At 67.5% G+C, this 17,208-nt stretch carries 17 protein-coding genes; 11 read left to right on the forward strand and 6 right to left on the reverse strand.

Features of this window, described 5'->3' with window-relative positions:
• Positions 1–29: 29 nt before the first annotated feature.
• The 7 genes from AC4ELH_RS26930 (at position 30) to AC4ELH_RS26960 (ending at position 6,611) form a co-directional block, all read left to right on the forward strand.
• Positions 30–662, forward strand: a complete 633-nt coding sequence (locus tag AC4ELH_RS26930; RefSeq protein WP_236734661.1) for a hypothetical protein — start codon at positions 30–32, stop codon at positions 660–662.
• Between the two features lie 43 nt (positions 663–705).
• Entirely contained in the window at positions 706–927 is a 222-nt protein-coding gene (locus AC4ELH_RS26935) for a hypothetical protein (RefSeq protein ID WP_055114366.1), read from the forward strand.
• Positions 928–933: 6 nt separating this feature from the next.
• On the forward strand, positions 934–2,424 hold the full coding sequence (locus AC4ELH_RS26940) for an amidase (RefSeq protein WP_498887756.1): 1,491 nt from the start codon (positions 934–936) through the stop codon (positions 2,422–2,424).
• A gap of 81 nt (positions 2,425–2,505) precedes the next feature.
• Entirely contained in the window at positions 2,506–3,399 is an 894-nt protein-coding gene (locus AC4ELH_RS26945) for a fructose bisphosphate aldolase (protein ID WP_498887758.1), read from the forward strand.
• A 24-nt stretch (positions 3,400–3,423) separates the two neighbouring features.
• Complete coding sequence (locus AC4ELH_RS26950; protein ID WP_498887760.1) at positions 3,424–4,338, forward strand: alpha/beta fold hydrolase; 915 nt, start codon at positions 3,424–3,426, stop codon at positions 4,336–4,338.
• Between the two features lie 50 nt (positions 4,339–4,388).
• Entirely contained in the window at positions 4,389–5,036 is a 648-nt protein-coding gene (locus AC4ELH_RS26955; RefSeq protein ID WP_448447230.1) for an MBL fold metallo-hydrolase, read from the forward strand.
• A 90-nt stretch (positions 5,037–5,126) separates the two neighbouring features.
• Positions 5,127–6,611: an FAD-dependent oxidoreductase gene (locus tag AC4ELH_RS26960; RefSeq protein WP_498887762.1), complete on the forward strand. Its 1,485-nt coding sequence runs from the start codon at positions 5,127–5,129 to the stop codon at positions 6,609–6,611.
• Here AC4ELH_RS26960 and AC4ELH_RS26965 read toward each other — a convergent pair.
• The 5 genes from AC4ELH_RS26965 to AC4ELH_RS26985 all read right to left on the reverse strand — a co-directional run bounded on the left by AC4ELH_RS26965 (position 6,522) and on the right by AC4ELH_RS26985 (position 13,011).
• Positions 6,522–7,790 (reverse strand): competence/damage-inducible protein A, encoded by a 1,269-nt coding sequence (locus AC4ELH_RS26965; protein ID WP_498887765.1) that lies wholly within the window; start codon positions 7,788–7,790, stop codon positions 6,522–6,524. The genes AC4ELH_RS26960 and AC4ELH_RS26965 overlap by 90 nt on opposite strands.
• Before the next feature lie 35 nt (positions 7,791–7,825).
• Positions 7,826–9,076, reverse strand: a complete 1,251-nt coding sequence (locus AC4ELH_RS26970; protein WP_498887767.1) for an enhanced intracellular survival protein Eis — start codon at positions 9,074–9,076, stop codon at positions 7,826–7,828.
• A 57-nt stretch (positions 9,077–9,133) separates the two neighbouring features.
• The gene (locus AC4ELH_RS26975; RefSeq protein ID WP_055114375.1) at positions 9,134–9,358 is read right to left on the reverse strand and encodes a hypothetical protein; all 225 of its coding nucleotides are present in this window, start codon (positions 9,356–9,358) and stop codon (positions 9,134–9,136) included.
• A gap of 9 nt (positions 9,359–9,367) precedes the next feature.
• A complete protein-coding gene (locus tag AC4ELH_RS26980; RefSeq protein WP_498887769.1) occupies positions 9,368–12,109 on the reverse strand; it encodes a glycoside hydrolase family 2 protein in 2,742 nt (913 codons plus the stop codon).
• 164 nt (positions 12,110–12,273) lie between these two features.
• Positions 12,274–13,011 carry a glucose 1-dehydrogenase gene (locus AC4ELH_RS26985; protein ID WP_055114376.1) on the reverse strand — a complete coding sequence of 246 codons (738 nt, stop codon included), beginning with the start codon at positions 13,009–13,011 and terminating at the stop codon, positions 12,274–12,276.
• Positions 13,012–13,112: 101 nt separating this feature from the next.
• Here AC4ELH_RS26985 and AC4ELH_RS26990 point away from each other — a divergent pair, with 101 nt between their 5' ends.
• Positions 13,113–14,189 (forward strand): NAD(P)H-dependent amine dehydrogenase family protein, encoded by a 1,077-nt coding sequence (locus AC4ELH_RS26990; protein WP_448447223.1) that lies wholly within the window; start codon positions 13,113–13,115, stop codon positions 14,187–14,189.
• On the opposite strand, the gene AC4ELH_RS26995 is transcribed toward AC4ELH_RS26990, so the two are convergent.
• Positions 14,186–14,950, reverse strand: a complete 765-nt coding sequence (locus AC4ELH_RS26995) for an HAD family hydrolase (RefSeq protein ID WP_064879969.1) — start codon at positions 14,948–14,950, stop codon at positions 14,186–14,188. The genes AC4ELH_RS26990 and AC4ELH_RS26995 overlap by 4 nt on opposite strands.
• Before the next feature lie 68 nt (positions 14,951–15,018).
• Between AC4ELH_RS26995 and AC4ELH_RS27000 the strand changes: the two genes are divergently transcribed.
• The 3 genes from AC4ELH_RS27000 (at position 15,019) to AC4ELH_RS27010 (ending at position 17,093) form a co-directional block, all read left to right on the forward strand.
• Positions 15,019–15,384 (forward strand): VOC family protein, encoded by a 366-nt coding sequence (locus tag AC4ELH_RS27000; protein WP_064879967.1) that lies wholly within the window; start codon positions 15,019–15,021, stop codon positions 15,382–15,384.
• A 132-nt stretch (positions 15,385–15,516) separates the two neighbouring features.
• Positions 15,517–16,647 carry a nitronate monooxygenase gene (locus AC4ELH_RS27005; RefSeq protein ID WP_064879965.1) on the forward strand — a complete coding sequence of 377 codons (1,131 nt, stop codon included), beginning with the start codon at positions 15,517–15,519 and terminating at the stop codon, positions 16,645–16,647.
• Entirely contained in the window at positions 16,644–17,093 is a 450-nt protein-coding gene (locus AC4ELH_RS27010; protein ID WP_463806353.1) for a hypothetical protein, read from the forward strand. The genes AC4ELH_RS27005 and AC4ELH_RS27010 overlap by 4 nt, the downstream gene beginning before the upstream one ends.
• Positions 17,094–17,208: the final 115 nt, after the last annotated feature.

Here is a 17,208-nt window from a genome sequence, read left to right on the forward strand (position 1 = left end):
CATCACACCGCCGTTACCCGGGAGCAAGCTTGGTCACCTTCCCAGTCTCCACACCGCATCCGCCGTATCAACAGGTTCGCCGTGGACGTCATCGGAAGGCGCCGCAACGACAGTGGCTGCCCGTCGGGATCGGGGTCGCGGCAGCAGCAGTGGTCAGCTCCATGCTCACCGCATTCGTCATCATCACCACGTTGGCTTCCAAATTCTCGGCCCGGGATTCGGTGTACGCCGTCGGCGCCAGAACATATGAGGTGAAACCGAACCGCCTACCGGAACCCGTCGCCACCGAACGGTCTGCCGCCGCTCCGGCCACCGCGGCGTTCGCCTCCGACGGATCCGGTTTCGTCGACTCCCAGGCGCGGTGCCGTGACACCCAGACCGCCAGGGCCATCGGGCGCACCGAAGGCTCACTCGTAGTGATCTGCCTGGACCGCACCGGACGCCTGGAATACCACGGTGTACGGCTTTCCGACCGGGCTGCCCTGGCGGCGTCGGCGGACCTCACACCGGGCCGCAAGTTCGTCGCACGCAACTTCCAGGCGAACTACGCAGTCTCACCGACCGAGTTGCTGGTCACCTCGGGAAGCGCGGTCCTCAAACGCGAACCGATGGTCGAGTACCGCGAGATCCTGTCCACGCCGGTGGTCGTCGCGCCGCGATAACCGCGCTAAGCTGGCCGCTCATCGGCCGTGCGGCGGGAGATCGATGTCCACTTTCTGGCGGTACGTCCGCATCCAGGTCATGGTGTTCGTCTTCGGTATCGTCGGGCCGATCTTCCTCATCGTTTACTTTGCCGCGCAACCCGATCCGACACTCAAGTGGATGTATTTCGTGGGCCTGATCCTGACCGGGGCCGAGGTGCTGATCGCGCTCGAGCTGACCCGTCGCAGTACGCCGTCGGACACCACCGTCGAACTCCTGGAGTGAGGTGACATGGATTCGTCGTCGGCATTCGAACTTGCGGCCACCGATGCCATCGGGCAGGCGGCACTCGCCGCCTCTGGTGAGGTCAGTGCCGTCGAGTTACTCGAGGCTGCGATCATCCGAGTCGAGGCGACGCGCACCCTGAACGCCGTGATCACCGACCTGTTCGACCGGGGGCGGGCCCAAGCCGCGGCACTCGACGAGTCCGGCGTACTGCGCAACGAGCAGGCCGGGCCGCTGGCCGGGGTGCCGTTCCTGCTCAAGGATCTGGGTGCCGCGCTGGCCGGCGCCCGCGAGGCGATGGGCTCGCGCGCCTTCCGCGACCATGTCGCAACCGAAAACGCGTGGACGGTGGACCGCTACCTGGACGCGGGCCTGGTCGTGTTCGGCAAGACCAACACCCCGGAGTGGGGCAACCACTGCACCACCGAACCGTTGTTGTTCGGTCCCACGGTCAACCCGTGGTCCCCCACGGTCACCCCCGGTGGGTCCAGCGGAGGTTCGGCCGCAGCCGTCGCCGCCGGCGTGGTGCCCGCTGCCTCGGGCGGGGACGGCACCGGTTCCATCCGGGTGCCCGCCTCCTGCTGCGGCGTCGTCGGCCTCAAGCCGCGGCGCGGGCGATCGTCCTTCGCCCCCGATGGTGGCCACGGCCTCGAAGGCCTCGTGAACGGCCACGCCCTCACCCGCACGGTGCGCGACAGCGCGGCTCTGCTCGACGTCATCGCCGGCGCCGCACCCGGTGATCCATACAGCGCCGCGGCTCCCGCCGTCCCCTTCCTTCAGGCGGCCGCGCAGACCCCGTCGGCACAGCGCATCCTGATCGCCACCTCGTCACCGTTTCCCACCGACCGGATCGACCCGGAGGTGGTGGCTGCGGTCGAAGCGACCGGCCGTCTGCTGGAAAGCCTCGGACACCACCTCACCCCCGGGGCCCCGACGATCGATCCGGATGCCGTCGCCGACGCCATCGCGGTGCTGCACACCGTCAGCAACGCAGAACTGCATGCCCTGGCCGCCGACCACCTGGGGCGAGCACCCCTCGAGGACGAATTCGAGCCGAGCACCTGGGTGATGATCCGGGAGGGCTTCACCACCACGGGACTGGCGTACGCGAACGCGATCTCGGCCATCCACGCCCAGACCCGCCGTTTCGCCCGGGAAATGGCCGGTCACGACGTGCTGCTGGTGCCGACGCTGCTGACCGGTCCGCCGCCGTACGGGCTGCTGAACCAGCCCCGGGGCACCACCCGGGCCTTCTTCGACGTCGAGTTCGCCACCACCGGTTGGACCGCCTTGGCCAACGTCACCGGTTGGGCCGCGATTTCGCTGCCGCTGGGCCAGACCGCCGAGGGCCTGCCGATCGGCGTGCAGCTGCTGGCACCCGACGAAACAGTGCTGCTCAGCCTGGCCGGCCAACTCGAGCAGGCGGCCCCGTGGGCCGGCCGTACCCCGCCCCGATGGGTGGGCGCTACCGCTGTGAGCTGGCCGCCTATCCTCTGAGTCGAACTGTGCGCCACTGTGGTGTGCGCCTCAGCAGCACAACTACATCAGGACACCGTCTTCAAAGGAGTAGACAACCTCATGGTGAACCAGCAGCAGGCCGACAAGATGACCACGGGCAAGGGCTTCATCGCCGCGCTCGACCAGAGCGGTGGATCCACCCCCAAGGCGCTGCGTCTCTACGGGGTCGAGGAAAGCGCCTACTCCTCCGAAGATGAGATGTTCGACCTGATCCACCAGATGCGGTCACGCATCATCACCTCCCCGGTGTTCAACGGTGACCGCGTGCTCGCCGCGATCCTGTTCGAGCAGACCATGGACCGCTCCATCGAGGGCAAGCCCACCGCTACCTACCTGTGGGAGGACAAGGGCGTGGTGCCGCTGCTCAAGATCGACAAGGGCCTGGCCGACGTCGAGAACGGCGTACAGGTGATGAAGCCGATGCCCGGCCTGGACGATCTGCTCGCCCGCGCGGCCAAGGGTGGCATCTTCGGCACCAAGGAGCGTTCGGTGATCGGCGCGGCCGACGCCGACGGCATCGCCGCCGTGGTCGCCCAGCAGTTCGAGGTGGCCAAGCAGGTGCTGTCGCACGGGCTGATCCCGATCATCGAACCCGAGGTCACCATCTCGATCTCCGACAAGGCCGAGGCCGAGGACCTGCTCCGCGACGAGATCACCAAGAACCTCGACGCGCTGCCCGCCGACCAGAAGGTCATGCTCAAGCTGACGCTGCCGACTCAGGCCAACCACTACCAGTCGCTGGTCGAACATCCCAAGGTGATGCGGGTCGTGGCGCTGTCCGGCGGCTACTCGCGCGATGACGCCAACAAGATGCTGGCCGAGAACACCGGCGTGATCGCGAGCTTCAGCCGCGCGCTCACCGAGGGGCTGTCGGCGCAGCAGAGCGACGACGAGTTCAACGCCACGTTGGACAAGTCCATCCAGTCCATCTACGACGCCTCGGTCGCGGGCTAGACGCGGACCCGGCGAGGCACACAGATGGTCATCCCGATCGATCGCCCCAAACTGGAGGGCAATATCGCCGTCGGCGACGGCCGTCAGCTCGGCTTCGCCGAATTCGGTGACCCGCAGGGCCGTGCGGTCTTCTGGCTGCACGGCACCCCGGGAGCGCGTAGGCAGATCCCGACCGAGGCCCGGATCTACGCCGAGCGCAACCACATCCGGTTGATCGGGGTGGACCGGCCCGGCATCGGATCGTCCACACCGCACCAGTACGACCGCGTGCTGGATTTCGGTGAGGACCTGCACATCATCGCCGACACCCTCGGCATCGACAAGATGGCCGTCATCGGGCTGTCCGGTGGTGGTCCCTACACGCTGGCCACCGCGGCCGCCATGCCTGACCGGGTGGTGGCGGCCGGGGTGCTCGGCGGCGTGGCGCCGATGATCGGCCCCGACGCGATCAGCAGTCCGCTGATGCAGCTCGGCGCTGTGGTCGCACCCATCCTGGAGGTGGCCGGTGCGCCGATCCGGTTGGCCGCCTCCGGACTGATCCGGCTGATCCGTCCGGTCGCCTCCCCCGCCCTGGAGATCTACGCCAGGATCTCCCCCGAGGGCGATCGGCGCATGCTGAGCCGGCCGGAATTCAAGGCCATGTTCCTCGACGACCTGCTCAACGGCAGCCGCAAGCAACTGGCCGCCCCGTTCTACGACATCGTGGTGTTCGAGCGGGACTGGGGTTTCCGGCTCGACGAGGTCAAGGTTCCGGTGCGCTGGTGGCACGGCGACCATGACCACATCGTGCCGTTCGCACACGGCCAACACGTGGTCTCCCGGTTGCCCGACGCGGTGATGACCGAGCTGCCCTATGAGAGCCACCTCGGTGGTCTGGGCTGCGCCGAGGAGATCATGGGCACCATGATCACGATGTGGGACAAGGCCAGCACCGACTGAGAGCCCTTGGGGGTTGACCTAAACCATTGTTTAGGGTCGAGGCTGTCGTCATGGCTACCCCGATGACCCGCGTCCGAACCGATCTGTGGGAAACGCGCACGGACACACCGTTTCCCGGATTGACCACCCACGCCTATCTGTGGACACCCGCCGGGCACAACGCACTGTTCTACTGCCCGGCCACTGACGCCGACTTCGCCGCGCTGGACACGCTCGGCGGGGTCGACGACCACTACCTCTCCCACCAGGACGAGGCGGGACCGATGCTGGCCCGCGTCGCCGCGCGGTTCGGTTCAAGGTTGCATGCGCCCGCCGCCGAACGCGAGACGATCGGGCGGCACCGCCCGATCGACGTGCCGCTGGGATCCCGTCACATCGACGACCGCGGTGTCGAGGTGATCCCCACCCCCGGGCACACTCCCGGCAGCACGAGCTATCTGGTCGAGGGCGCCCAGGGGCGGTACCTGTTCACCGGGGACACCATGTTCGTCGCCGGCGACGGTCGATGGTCGACGTTCGTGATCCCCGGTGTCGGTGACGCCGCAGCCATGGCGGACAGCCTGAACCTGTTGGCGAACCTGCAACCCGATGTCGTCATCTCCAGCGCGTTCGGGGTGCGGGCGGTCACTGTCCTCGACGAGGGAGCCTGGCCGGCATGCGTCGAGCAGGCGCGGCGCTCGATACCGGTGACCAGCTGACGTTCGAGTAGCGCACTACTCTAGGCCCGGCTCCGGCCCGCTTCGATACTTCGAACAACTGGTGATGTGCCAGCGGTCCGGAGGTCGGCAATGGCAACGATCGGCAAACACGCGGTGGTGCTGGGTGCGAGCATGGGCGGGCTGTTGGCAGCCCGGGTGCTGGCCGAGTTCTTCGAGACGGTCACCCTCGTGGAGCGCGACGTACTCCCCGCCGGTCCGGCCCAGCGGCGCGGGGTGCCGCAGGGCCGGCATGCCCACGGACTGCTCAGCGGTGGGCTCCGGACACTGGAGAAACTCTTTCCGGGCCTCCCCGAAGACCTGGCCGCCGACGGCGCGACGGTGCTGGGCGGGGAGAACCTGTCCCTCATCTCGCTGACATTCGGCGGCCACAAGCTCAATCTCAGCCGGCCACCGGAGCAACCGATCGATTCCTATCTGGCCAGCCGACCGTTCCTGGAAGCACATGTGCGAGACCGGGTACGCGCCATCGACAACGTCGACATCCTCGACGGGCATGACGCGGTCGAGCTGCTGATGACCGGCACCCGGCGCGTGACGGGCGTCCTGGTGGCCGGCCACGACGGTGGTACCGGCAAGGCGATCGCCGCCGATCTGATCGTCGACGCGATGGGACGCGCCGGCCGGACCCCGGCGTTCCTCGAAAGTGCGGGATTCGGGCGACCGGCCGAATCCCGGGTCGAGGTGAAGGTCGCTTACTCCAGCCAACTGTTGCGCTTGACCGGCAGCGCGCCCCGCGATCGGCTCATCCTGGTCGGCGCCGTACCTGAAAGACCTTACGGCGGTTCATTGTTCGCCTACGAAGACGACACCTGGATGCTCACCACGGCCGGGATGAACGGTCATGAACCACCGTCCGATCTGGCCGGGATGACCGACTTCGTCGAGGATCTGTTCCCAGCCGACGCGATCGCGGCCCTGCGCGGCGCCCAACCGCTGGAGCCGGTGGCCGCCTTCCGTTATCCCGCGAGCGTGCGTAGGCGGTACGAGCGCATGACCCGTTTCCCCGATGGTCTCCTGGTGTTCGGCGACGCCATCTGCAGCTTCAATCCGGTGTACGGACAAGGGATGTCGGTGGCCGCACTGGAGGCGCTGGCGCTGCGCGACTGCCTGTCCCGAGGTGCCGATGATCTGGGACCCCGGTTCCTGCGCGCGGCCGCCGGCTGCGTCGACACGGCATGGCAGATGGCGAGCGGCGCCGACCTGGCGCTGCCGCAGATACCCGGCCACCGCCCGGTCTCGGTACGGGTGTCCAACTGGTACACCCGGCACGTGCTCGCGGCGGCTGAGTCCGATCCAGTGGTGACCGAGGCGTTCTTCCGGGTGATGAACCTGATCGATCCACCCAGCAGACTGCTGCACCCGTCGATGTTGGCGCGGGTGGTGGCCCGCGGCGCCCCGCGTCGGCTCCGGGGGGTGCGGGCCGCCCCGCGGCAACCCCGGTGGCGGCCGGCGCCTGAGGACAGGTCAGTCGCCGACTCCCGTGAGCGCCCGGCGCAGCAGGTGCATCGCGACCGTGGTCGCCCGCTCCCGGATGTCGGAACGGTTGCCGGGTAGCCGCAGCGTGCGGGTGACCGAAACCGAGCCGGCCCGCACCGCGAAACACACGGTGCCGACCGGCTTTTCCGGGGTACCGCCGTCCGGGCCGGCGATCCCGCTGATGGCCACCGCGGTATCGGCACCGAAATGGTGCAGCGCGCCGGTGACCATGGATTCGACCACCGGTTCCGACACCGCGCCGTACTCGGCGATCAGCACCGGGTCCACGTTCAACAGTTCGGCCTTGGCCTCGTTCGAATAGCTGACCACCCCGCCTGCGAAGTAATCCGAACAGCCGGGGATGTCGGCCAACCGGGCGGCCAGTAATCCGGCGGTGCAGGATTCCGCGGTGGCGATCCGGTGACCGGCCAGCAGGGCGGCCACCTGCTGGTCCACCGTCGCGCCGTCCTCGGAGTACAGCGCGGCACCGTGCCGGTCCCGCAGCAGGGCCAGCAGCGCCTGGTAGGCGCCGGTGGCGTCGGGCTCGTAGCGGGTGACGATCTCGAGTTCGCCGCGGCGCAGGCACGTCGTGATCTCCAGCGCGTCGAAGCCCGAGACGGATCCCTCGGCGTCACGCAGAGTCTCGGCCAGGCCGGATTCGGCGAGGCCGAACATCCGAATCATTTCCTGCCGGTACTCGGTCCGCCCCGAAATCGCTTGTTGCACAGCCTCGGTCGCGACAGCGGTATGCCACATCGGTTGCAGCTCGCGCGGCGGGCCGGGCAGTACCACCACCGTCGGACTGCCCGGAACCACCACACCGGGGGCGGTGCCGACGGGCGCCAGGACCTCGGCGCCCAACGGCACCATGGCCTGCTTGCGGTTGGCGGCGCGCACCGAGTCGAAATCCACTCCGGGCCGGTCACCGATCAACTTGCGCAGGATGGCGGCGATCCGCTCCTCCATCGCCTCGTCGAGCACGAGTTCGCGACCGCAGAACTCGGCCACCGTCGCCACGGTGAGGTCGTCGGCGGTCGGTCCGAGTCCGCCGCTCGTCACGATCAGGTCCACGCCCTCGTCGGCGAGGAACCGCAATTGTGCCGCGATGTCGCGGGGCCGGTCACCGCAGATGGTGATGTGTGCGAGTTCCACCCCGAGCTCGAGAAGCTGATCGGCCAGCCAGGGACCGTTGCGGTCGGCAATCCTGCCGGTGAGAACTTCGGTTCCGGTTACGACGATGCCTGCGCGTGTGCTCACCCCGTGAACACTACGCAGCACGTGTCGGACACGGCCTAGAAGCTGTAGCCCAGCTCGGCCGGAACTTCACTCGCGAAAGCCGCACCGAGCCGCTGCACCAGGGCTGAGTCCTTGCTGCGCAATCGGTTTGCGGCAACGAACGCTTCCGGACGATGTGCGCCGAGATAGAGACTTCCGAGCACGTCGAGGTCGAGTTCGACGTCCGCCGGCGCGGCAGTGGGCGTACACCGTGCGCGGCCGTCGCGAACCTGCAGGGCGAAGCGTCCGCCGTCGCCGCGGAAACCGTCCGCGACCTCCAGGACGACGTCGAGGTCGGCTTGATACCGCCGCGCCTCGAGGGCCACCGGGATGTTCATGATCCTGATCCACAGGTCGTCACTGCTCGAGGTCACGCGGGCCAGCCGTGGATTGGTCAGCAGGTAGGGCAACGGATCGCCGGGGTGAGTCCAGGTGCTCACCTTCTCCATGAGGTCCATCCCGAGCAGGGCCCGCCACAGGGCGATGTAGGCGTCGGTGGTCACCGCGGTGACTTCGCGGACGCGCAGCGTCCGTGATTCCTCGCCGTGAACGCGATACAGCGCGTAGCCGTCGGGGTGCAGGAACGCGAACCATGCCGAACCGCCCTCGCGGGTGTCCTCCCGGTCGGCGAGCACGTCGTCCCATAGCGCCGTCGTACACGCCAGCCCGCCCGGGGTCTGCCGCCGCCAGCGGTCGTAGATCGCGGAGAAGTCGTCGCGGTGCTCGGCGGGTTTGACCATGCGGACGCCACCGGGGTCGGGGACGGAGGCATGGAACTCGGCGAACCTGCGGTCGACGGTCATCAGGTGCACGGTGGTGGCCGGACCGTAACCGAATCGGCCGTAGATTCCACCCTCACTGGCGGTGAGTGCGGCGATCGGATATTGCGCCTCCGCGATCCGCTGGTGCAGTTCGGTGTACATCGAGCGCAGGATGCCGCGGCGTCGATGGGTGGGAGCGACGGCCACATAGCTGATTCCCGCCGCGGGCAGCGTTGCGCCGCCCGGAACGGTCAGGGTGAGGTCGAGGAAGATCGACTGTCCGACGATGTCGCCATCGCCATCGCCATCGCCGTCCCGCGCCACGACGCCACCGTCGGCCGGCACCAGCTCGCGCCATGCCGCCATCGAATCGGGGTGGTTGACCTCACCGAACGCGGTGTTGCCGAGCAGCGCCATGCCCGCCCAGTCAGCGTCGGTGATGCTCTGTATCGCGAGCGGTGTTGTCGAGGGTGCCACGTTGTCGATCACAGAATCCGACAGTGCCACACCGTCACCGGCGGGGGCGACCGATTTTCCGGCCGCCCGGTCAGGACGGCCGGTGACTCAGCGCTTGAGCCAGTTGTTCAGCGTCGCGAGTTCGCGGGTGTAGGTGGTCATGATGTCGTCCTGGTACAGCGTCGCCCCGCTGATCGTGGTCGGCCCCTGCCACACCACCCTGATCCGGTTCGCACCGCGCTGGTAGACGTCCACCCGGTCGAGGTCACGGTGCAGCCAGCCGCCGCTGTCGGCCAGCCGGCCGACCTCATGGCGCTCATCGGTTGTGGTCATCAGCCGATCCTATCGTCGTGCCCGCTGGTCGATCGGTACCACCGTCGGTGCACTGTTGTACCCGCCGACCCGGACCCAGTTCGGTCCGTGCTCCGATCCGGTCACCGTGCCGCTGATCTCCGTCGTCTCCCCGGGGAACACGGTGACGTAGTTGTCGGAGTATTCGATCGGCAGGATCTCGTCACCGTCGCGGGTCGTCGTGATCTCGGCCCGCTCGAAGAAGGCGATCTGACGTCCCGGGTTGTGCAAGCGGATCACCACGCTCGCGCTGCCGTCGGTCGACTCGGTTCGGTGCGCGGTCACGTCCAACCGTGCGGGTCCCATGGTGTTGAGCGGTGTCAGGTCGGCCCAGCTGCTCTGCACCAGATCGAAGGCCTGGTCGTTGACCGGGGGCCCGACATCGTCGAGTTTCTGCGACTGCCAGTACGTGTTGTCGGCGACCACGGCGCCGGACTCGTCGAGCAGTTCACAGCGGATGAACACCACCGGTGAATCGAGGGCCAGTCGGGGCAGCGTCAGCCCGGAGGCCACCCCGTTCGACGGCACGGTCGGCACCTCGGAACTGCGGTCGTCGCGCATCCGGCCGGTCAGGTCGTAGGTGCGCACCCGCACCCGTAGACCCGTCCGCTCCTGCGGCGACTGGTTGACCACCTTGACGTTGGCGGTGTCGTGGTCGCCGGTCGCATACGAGTCGAAGACCACCGACAGCGGGCGCAGCCCCTTCTTGGCGCCGAAATATGCGCCACCGGGCCGCAGGTAGTAGTCGAAGAGATGACCGAAGAACGACGGCCAGTGGTTGTTGAGCATCCAGTAGATGGTCATCTTGTGGTTATCCCACCCGCCTGCGGCGAACGCCTCGAACTGGGCGCGGGTCGACTCGTAGTGGGCAAGCTGGGCTTTGCGGGCGAATTCCTCTGCGCCGCGCGATGATCCGTACCGCTGCATGACCGCAGTGCGGATGCTTTCCAGGGCGGCGTTGCTGGGGTTCGCCCCGGCGTGGAAGTACCAGGCCTCGTTGATCGGCCAGAGTTTGTCCGGTGGGATGAACTTCTGCAGGCTGGCGAACGGCGGGATGTGCTCGTTGTCGCCCTGTTCGGCATTGGAACCGCGGGTGGCCTGATAGCGACCGTCGAACCAGTAGCTCGGCGGGCGCCACGTATACGGGCCTGCCATGTGGATCCCATCCCAGTCCGGCTCGCCGTTGGCGTCGCGAGCCAGCGACGACACCGTGTCGACGACGGTGTTGGGCCAGTGCAGCTCACCCAGGATGCGGCGGTAACCGTCGAGCACCGGCGCCGGGGGCTTGCCGTCGCTGCCGTTGGCCCACAGGAACGCCGACGCGTGCCCGCGCAGCGACAGGATCTGCGAGCGCATGCTCTCGTCGGCCACCCGGCGATCCTCGTCGTCCCACTGCCACCACTTCTCCCACTGGTTGCAGCACATCCACCCGTACATCAGCGGGATGCCGAGTTCATCGGCCCGCTCGATGATGTTGTCGCCCGGGAACTTTCCCTCCAGGCGCACCATGTTCAGCCCGAGATCCCGGACGTATCCGAGGATGGCGTCCTCCCGCTGCGGGTCGTACTGGAACAGCAGATCGGGCGTGTATGCCGCACCCCGGACCAGGAAGTCGCGTCCGTTGACGGTCAGGTAGAAGCTGCCGCCGCGGCCCAGATCGGGAAACTGCTCGTCGTTGTCCCGGTGCTGCGCCACGGTACGGATACCGAATCGGGAATCCACGGTGTCGATCGGCCGGCCGTACCTCACGAACTCCAACCGCAGGTCATAGAGGTCCGGCCGGCCCATGGTGTAGGGCCACCACAGATCCGGGTTGCTCACCTGCAACGCCGCGAAAGTGTCCGGTTCGAACCGGATTTCCCGCTTCTCCCCCGGCGCCAGGCTGACCGCTTGATCCACCGAGATGGTCGGTTTTCCCGGCCGGCTGATCCGGGCCCGAACCACGCCACGCATCGGAATGTCGGCGGTGTTGCGGATGTCGGAGTAGACGGTGAGCCGCGCCTGCGTGGTGTCAGGCAGCGGCAACTCGGTGGTCACCAGCGGGTCGCTGAGCACGACCTGCCCCGAGTAGCTGAGGTAGACGGGTTTGAAGATGCCCGCGTTACGGTCGGGCACATAGGAATTGCCACGCAGCGGATTCTTGTCCGGGCCCTGGTAGCCGATGCGGTTCCAGTTGAGCCAGTCCCACCAGCTGTCGGCGAGCTCGACCCCGTCGATGTCCTGCAACGCCTGCTCGGGAGTGACCCGGACCGCCAGCGTGTTGGCGCCGCCGGGGTTGATCCACGGCGTGGCGTCGATCTCGTGGATCGTGTGCATCCCTACGAGCAGGGAATTACCGGCGATCATGGTGCCGTTGAGCCAGACCTCGGCGCGGTAGTTGATGCCGGGGAAATCGAGCCGGTAGCTGGAGCTGCCCTGCGGCGCGGTGAAGGTCGTCCGGTACCACCAATCCTGGCGGAACAGGTCGTCGGGCACATCGGCCAGGTTGTCCCCGACGTACAGGTCCGGGTAGGTGCCGTCGTCCTGCAACGCCGCCAGCACCGTCGACGGCATGTGCTTGACCTCGTGCCAGTCGGCCTCGACCGCGCCCGGGGTCGACAACGCGGCGCCGTCGGCCGTCACGGTGCGCGCCGAGGCCAGCTGCCAGCCCTGTGCCAGCTCCACCCGTCCCGACGGGGGCTCCGGCGTGGCGAACGGCGGGAAATCGGCGGCGCACAGCGAGAACACCAGCACCGCGGCAACGACCAGGCCGACGAAACCCGTGAGGCTCAGGCCTGCGCGGCGACTCCGGGCGGAAATGGGCAGCTCCTCACAGACCGGTACGGCACCGCGATGAGTCGATGCCCTGCCGGGTCATTCTGCCGTGGCCGGTACCGCCGCGCGCGGCCGGTGCGTCCTCAGAGCTTGTGCGGGACGTCGTTGACGAGGCCGCCGTCCATCACGAACTCCGCGCCGGTGGCGTAGCGGGATTCGTCGCTGGCCAGGAACACCACGAAGGTCGAGACCTCCTCGGGTTGTCCTGACCGGCCCAGCGGAATGGTCAGCATGTCCTCGGGGAAATGCTCGGTCATCGGGGTCCGGATGAATCCGGGGTGGATCGAGTTGACCCGGATCTGCTTGGGTCCCAGCTCCAGTGCCGCAGACTTGGTCAGGCCGCGCACCGCCCACTTGGAGGCCACGTACGGGTGCACCATGGCCGCACCGCGCAGGCCCTCGATCGACGAGACGTTGATGATCGAGCCACCTCCCGCGGCCTTCATCGCCTTGACGCACGCCTGCATCCCCAGGAAGGTGCCGGTCAGGTTGACGTCGATCACCTTCTGCCACTGGGCCATGTCGAACTTGCCGATCTGGCCGAGCGCGACGATCCCGGCATTGTTCACCAGCACGGTGAGCGAGCCGAACTCCGAGGTGGCCGTTTCCACGGCGGCGTTCCACTGGTCTTCCTCGGTGACATCGAGGTGCACATAGCGGGCCGAGTCACCGAGCTCCGCGGCCAATGCCTTGCCCTCGTCGTCGAGGATGTCGCCGATCACCACCTTGGCACCTTCGGCGATCAGCGCCCGGGCGTGCTCGGCGCCCATTCCCCGCGCCCCGCCACTGATGAGTGCCACTTTTCCGTCTACCCGTCCCATGACGGGTGAGGCTACCGCCTGCAGTGCCAAATTAGAACCTGTTCCAATTTTGACGCGGGATCGGCATACTGCGATCAGACCGAACACTTGAGGAGACCTGTATGGCCATTCGCGTGGCGCTCGTCGGCACCGGAAACTGCGGCCGGTTGGCCCTGATCCAGCTCATCGACGACCCTCGGTTCGAACTCGTCGCGGTGGGCACCTCGACCGAGACGAAGGTCGGTCTGGACGCCGCTGAACTGGCCGGGCTGGGCGGCGTCACCGGGGTCACCGCCACGCTGGGCATCGATGCCGCGATCGCCGCCGAACCGGACTGCCTGGTGTACTGCGCGATGGGTGACACCCGCCCCGTGGAAGCCACCCGCGATGTGATGGCCGCACTGGCCGCCGGGATCAATGTGGTCGGCTCGGCCCCGGGCGGCCTGCAGTTCCCCTGGGGCGCCATGCCGGAGAAGGCCATCGCGCGGGTGGAAGAAGCTGCCCAGGCGGGTAATTCAAGCGTGTTCATCACCGGTGTCGACCCCGGGTTCGCCACCGACCTTTTGCCGTTCGCGATCGCCGGTACCTGTCAGCGCATCGATCAGATCAAGACCATGGAGATCGCCGACTACGCCACCTATGACGGCACCGAGGTGATGTCGATCGTCATGGGATTCGGCAATCCGATCGACCAGCCCGGAATGTTGTTTCTCCCCGGAATCCTCAGCGCCGCCTGGGGGACCGCGATCCGGATGCTCGCCGCCGGACTCGGCGTCGAAGTCGAAGACATCACCGAGCACTTCGAGTTGGAGCCCGCACCCGAGGACATCGAGGTCGCAACCGGCGTCATCGCCAAGGGCACGGTGGCGGCGATGCGCTTCCAGATCAACGGCATGGTCGGCGGTGAGCCGGTGATCGTCGTCGAACACGTCACCCGGGTGCGTGCGGATTTGCGACCGGACTGGGCGCAACCGGCCCAGCCCGGCGGCTCCTACCGCGTCGAGATCGTCGGCGAACCTTCGTACGTGGTCGACATCTGCCCGACCAGCCGCAAGGGCGACCACAACCACGCGGCGATCGTCGCGGCGGCCGGGCGCATCGTGAACGCCATCCCCGACGTGGTGGCCGCCGCGCCCGGCATCCGCACCACCCTGGACATGCCGCTCGTCACGGGCAAGGGCCTGCACAGGCTGGGCTAGGCGCCGGGTCGGAGCCCGCGTTCGCCACGACGCCGGCCACCGGGACGCGGCAAGCTGAGCACCGGCCAGTCCTGTTCGGTGGCAGCCGAGGCCAGACCCGGCCGCGGATTCACGGGCCGCGGATTGCCCACCAAACGCATCAGTGCGCCGTCCTCGGGGCCGTCCGCGTAGAAATAGCTGTGGGCCAGATCGACCTGCTCGGTTCGGCAAAAGGCTTGCACCGCATCGGCTTTGCGGGCCCCCCAGATGATCGGTTCGACGATCCCGCCGGTGAGCCGGCCCTGGTCGTCGGTCAGAAAGTGATTGCACAGCACGTGGTCGATCCCCAGGTGCCGCGCGACCGGCTCGGCGTGGATGGTCAGGGCCGAGGAGCTCATCACGACGGTGTGGCCGCGGTCCTGGTGACGGCGCACCACGTCCCGCATGTGCGGGTAGACCCGCTGGTTGATGCGGCTCTCGAACAGGTACTCCCCCAGCTCGTCGAGCTCGAGCAGCGATTCGCCGCGAAGGTATCCGGCCGCCCGGACCAACAACCGCTCGAACGGCATCCGGCCGATCCGGTACCTGACCGAGGCTTCGACGATTCCGAGGATCTCGCCGACAGCGGCCTGGCGCCGGCGGATCCGATGACCGGCGTGCGCCGTGGCGGTGAACCCGTCCACCAGCGTGCCGTCCAGGTCGAAGAAGGCCCCCACCTGCGCACCGCCCGGACCGTCCCCGATCTCCTCAAGTGACTCGGGTGGCGAGAGCATGCGGCCCATGGGCCTAGTACACCAAGCCGCCACGACAATCGGCCAGTCGAGACCGGATCCGGGACTAGAACAGAGGGATGTCCGCACAAATGCAATCCATCGCGATCAAGGACGTCGCGGCCGTCATCGCCACGGGTCGATTCCAGGAGGCGAGGGCCTGGTACGCGCGACTGCTCGGCCGGGAACCTGATCTGGAACCTGTTCCAGGGGTCGCCGAATGGCAGCTGACCGCAACCGCCTGGCTACAGGTCGTCACCGATCCGGTCCGGGCCGGGAGATCTGCTGTGCGATTCGGCGTCGACGATCTGGAGCACACGGCCGCCGGCCTGCGCCAGGATGGTGTGACGATCGGAGAACCGCAGGTCATCGCCGACATGGTGGCTGTCATCGACGTTGCCGATCCCGACGGAAATGAAGTTTCGTTCGTCGCCGAACTCGCATGAAAATTCCGGGTCGTTCCCCAAACGAGCCCGAGGCCGTACTAAACTAGAACACGTTTCATTTCCATGCGGGCCGTATCGGCCGAGGACTCTCAAACCGCACCGCCACTACACCGCCACTACAAGGAGCTCCGAATGCACACCGCACTCTGCGACGAGCTCGGGATCGACGTCCCGATCTTCGCATTTACCCACTGTCGCGACGTTGTCGTCGCCGTCAGCAAGGCCGGTGGTTTCGGCGTGCTGGGCGCCGTCGGATTCACCCCCGAGCAGCTCGAGATCGAGTTGAACTGGATCGATGAGCACATCGGCGACCACCCGTACGGCGTCGACATCGTCATCCCGAACAAGTACGAGGGCATGGACGCCAACATGTCCGCCGACGACCTCAAGGGCATGCTGCAGTCCCTGGTGCCGCAGGAGCATCTGGATTTCGCCAAGAAGATCCTCGCCGACCATGGCGTGCCGGTCGACCACAGCGACGACGACGCCCTGCAGCTGCTGGGCTGGACCGAGGCCACCGCGACGCCTCAGGTCGAGATCGCGCTGAAGCACCCCAAGATGACGCTGATCGCCAACGCGCTGGGCACGCCGCCCAAAGACATGATCGACCGCATCCACGCCGAGGGGCGCAAGGTCGCGGCGCTGTGCGGTTCGCCGTCACAGGCCCGCAAGCACGCCGACGCGGGCGTCGACATCATCATCGCCCAGGGCGGCGAGGCCGGCGGCCACAGCGGCGAGATCGGCTCGATCGTGCTGTGGCCCCAGGTGGTCAAGGAAGTCGCCCCGGTTCCGGTTTTGGCCGCCGGCGGTATCGGCAGCGGTCAGCAGATCGCCGCCGCCCTGGCTCTCGGCGCACAGGGCGCCTGGACCGGCTCGCAGTGGGTCATGGTCGAGGAGTCCGAGCACACCGAACAGCAGCACGCTGCGTACGCCAGGGCCACCAGCAAGGACACCGTGCGCAGCCGCTCGTTCACCGGCAAGCCGGCCCGCATGCTCCGCAACGACTGGACCGACGCCTGGGAGAACCCGGACAACCCGAAGCCGCTCGGCATGCCGCTTCAGTACATGGTGTCCGGAATGGCCGTCGCGGCGACGCACAAGTACCCGAACGAGAGTGTCGACGTCGCATTCAACCCGGTGGGCCAGGTCGTCGGCCAGTTCAAGAAGGTCGAGAAGACCTCCGCCGTGATCGAACGCTGGGTGCAGGAGTACCTGGAGGCGACCGGCAACCTCAACGCGCTGAACGAGGCCGCCGGGGTGTGATCGAGGCCGCCGGCAGCGGGTTCCTCATCGCCGTTCTGTGGATGGACCTGATCTTCGACGTTCAGGTCCTACCCCACCGCAGGTCGGCCGAATTGCCGGAACCCGTGCTGGCGTCCATCGCCGGCTACTACCGCCGCGCGACCACCACATCGCGCCCGATGAGCCTGCTGATCGCCGCCGTCATGGTGGTGTTGTTGGCGGCATTGACTTTTCACGCAGTCGACGGTGCCGACCCGCGTTGGCTGACCGCGATGTTCGCGCTGCTCGCCGGCGGCCCCGTGCTGCTGGCCGTGCTGCGCACCGTCCCCAACGCCGTGGCCCTGGGCGCGCGCACCGCCAGCCCGGCCCAGCAGACGCGATTGGCCCGCGCCATCTGCAGCGACCATCTGCTCTGTCTGACGAGCATGTCCATTTTTCTCGTGCTGTGGCTGGTGACGGCCGCCTAGAGCATCAACGCGGCGAATTGCAGTCAGCACACCGAGCAGGAATCCGCCGCTCAAGTCGTGGGCGATTGGCGATAGACCTGCGCCTGCCTGTTATGTATGGTTGCATACATAGAAA

The organism is Mycobacterium shunyiense (assembly GCF_058270075.1).

What these genes read in the sequence shown, in the direction of transcription:
- AC4ELH_RS26955 (WP_448447230.1), top strand. Translation starts at nt 4,389, where the DNA reads ATGGCTACCCCGATGACCCGCGTCCGAACCGATCTGTGGGAAACGCGC.
- AC4ELH_RS26935 (WP_055114366.1), top strand. Translation starts at nt 706, where the DNA reads ATGTCCACTTTCTGGCGGTACGTCCGCATCCAGGTCATGGTGTTCGTC.
- AC4ELH_RS26975 (WP_055114375.1), bottom strand. Translation starts at nt 9,358, where the DNA reads ATGACCACAACCGATGAGCGCCATGAGGTCGGCCGGCTGGCCGACAGC.
- AC4ELH_RS26995 (WP_064879969.1), bottom strand. Translation starts at nt 14,950, where the DNA reads ATGGGCCGCATGCTCTCGCCACCCGAGTCACTTGAGGAGATCGGGGAC.
- AC4ELH_RS26990 (WP_448447223.1), top strand. Translation starts at nt 13,113, where the DNA reads ATGGCCATTCGCGTGGCGCTCGTCGGCACCGGAAACTGCGGCCGGTTG.
- AC4ELH_RS26985 (WP_055114376.1), bottom strand. Translation starts at nt 13,011, where the DNA reads ATGGGACGGGTAGACGGAAAAGTGGCACTCATCAGTGGCGGGGCGCGG.
- AC4ELH_RS27000 (WP_064879967.1), top strand. Translation starts at nt 15,019, where the DNA reads ATGTCCGCACAAATGCAATCCATCGCGATCAAGGACGTCGCGGCCGTC.
- AC4ELH_RS26960 (WP_498887762.1), top strand. Translation starts at nt 5,127, where the DNA reads ATGGCAACGATCGGCAAACACGCGGTGGTGCTGGGTGCGAGCATGGGC.
- AC4ELH_RS26950 (WP_498887760.1), top strand. Translation starts at nt 3,424, where the DNA reads ATGGTCATCCCGATCGATCGCCCCAAACTGGAGGGCAATATCGCCGTC.
- AC4ELH_RS26945 (WP_498887758.1), top strand. Translation starts at nt 2,506, where the DNA reads ATGGTGAACCAGCAGCAGGCCGACAAGATGACCACGGGCAAGGGCTTC.
- AC4ELH_RS26940 (WP_498887756.1), top strand. Translation starts at nt 934, where the DNA reads ATGGATTCGTCGTCGGCATTCGAACTTGCGGCCACCGATGCCATCGGG.
- AC4ELH_RS27005 (WP_064879965.1), top strand. Translation starts at nt 15,517, where the DNA reads ATGCACACCGCACTCTGCGACGAGCTCGGGATCGACGTCCCGATCTTC.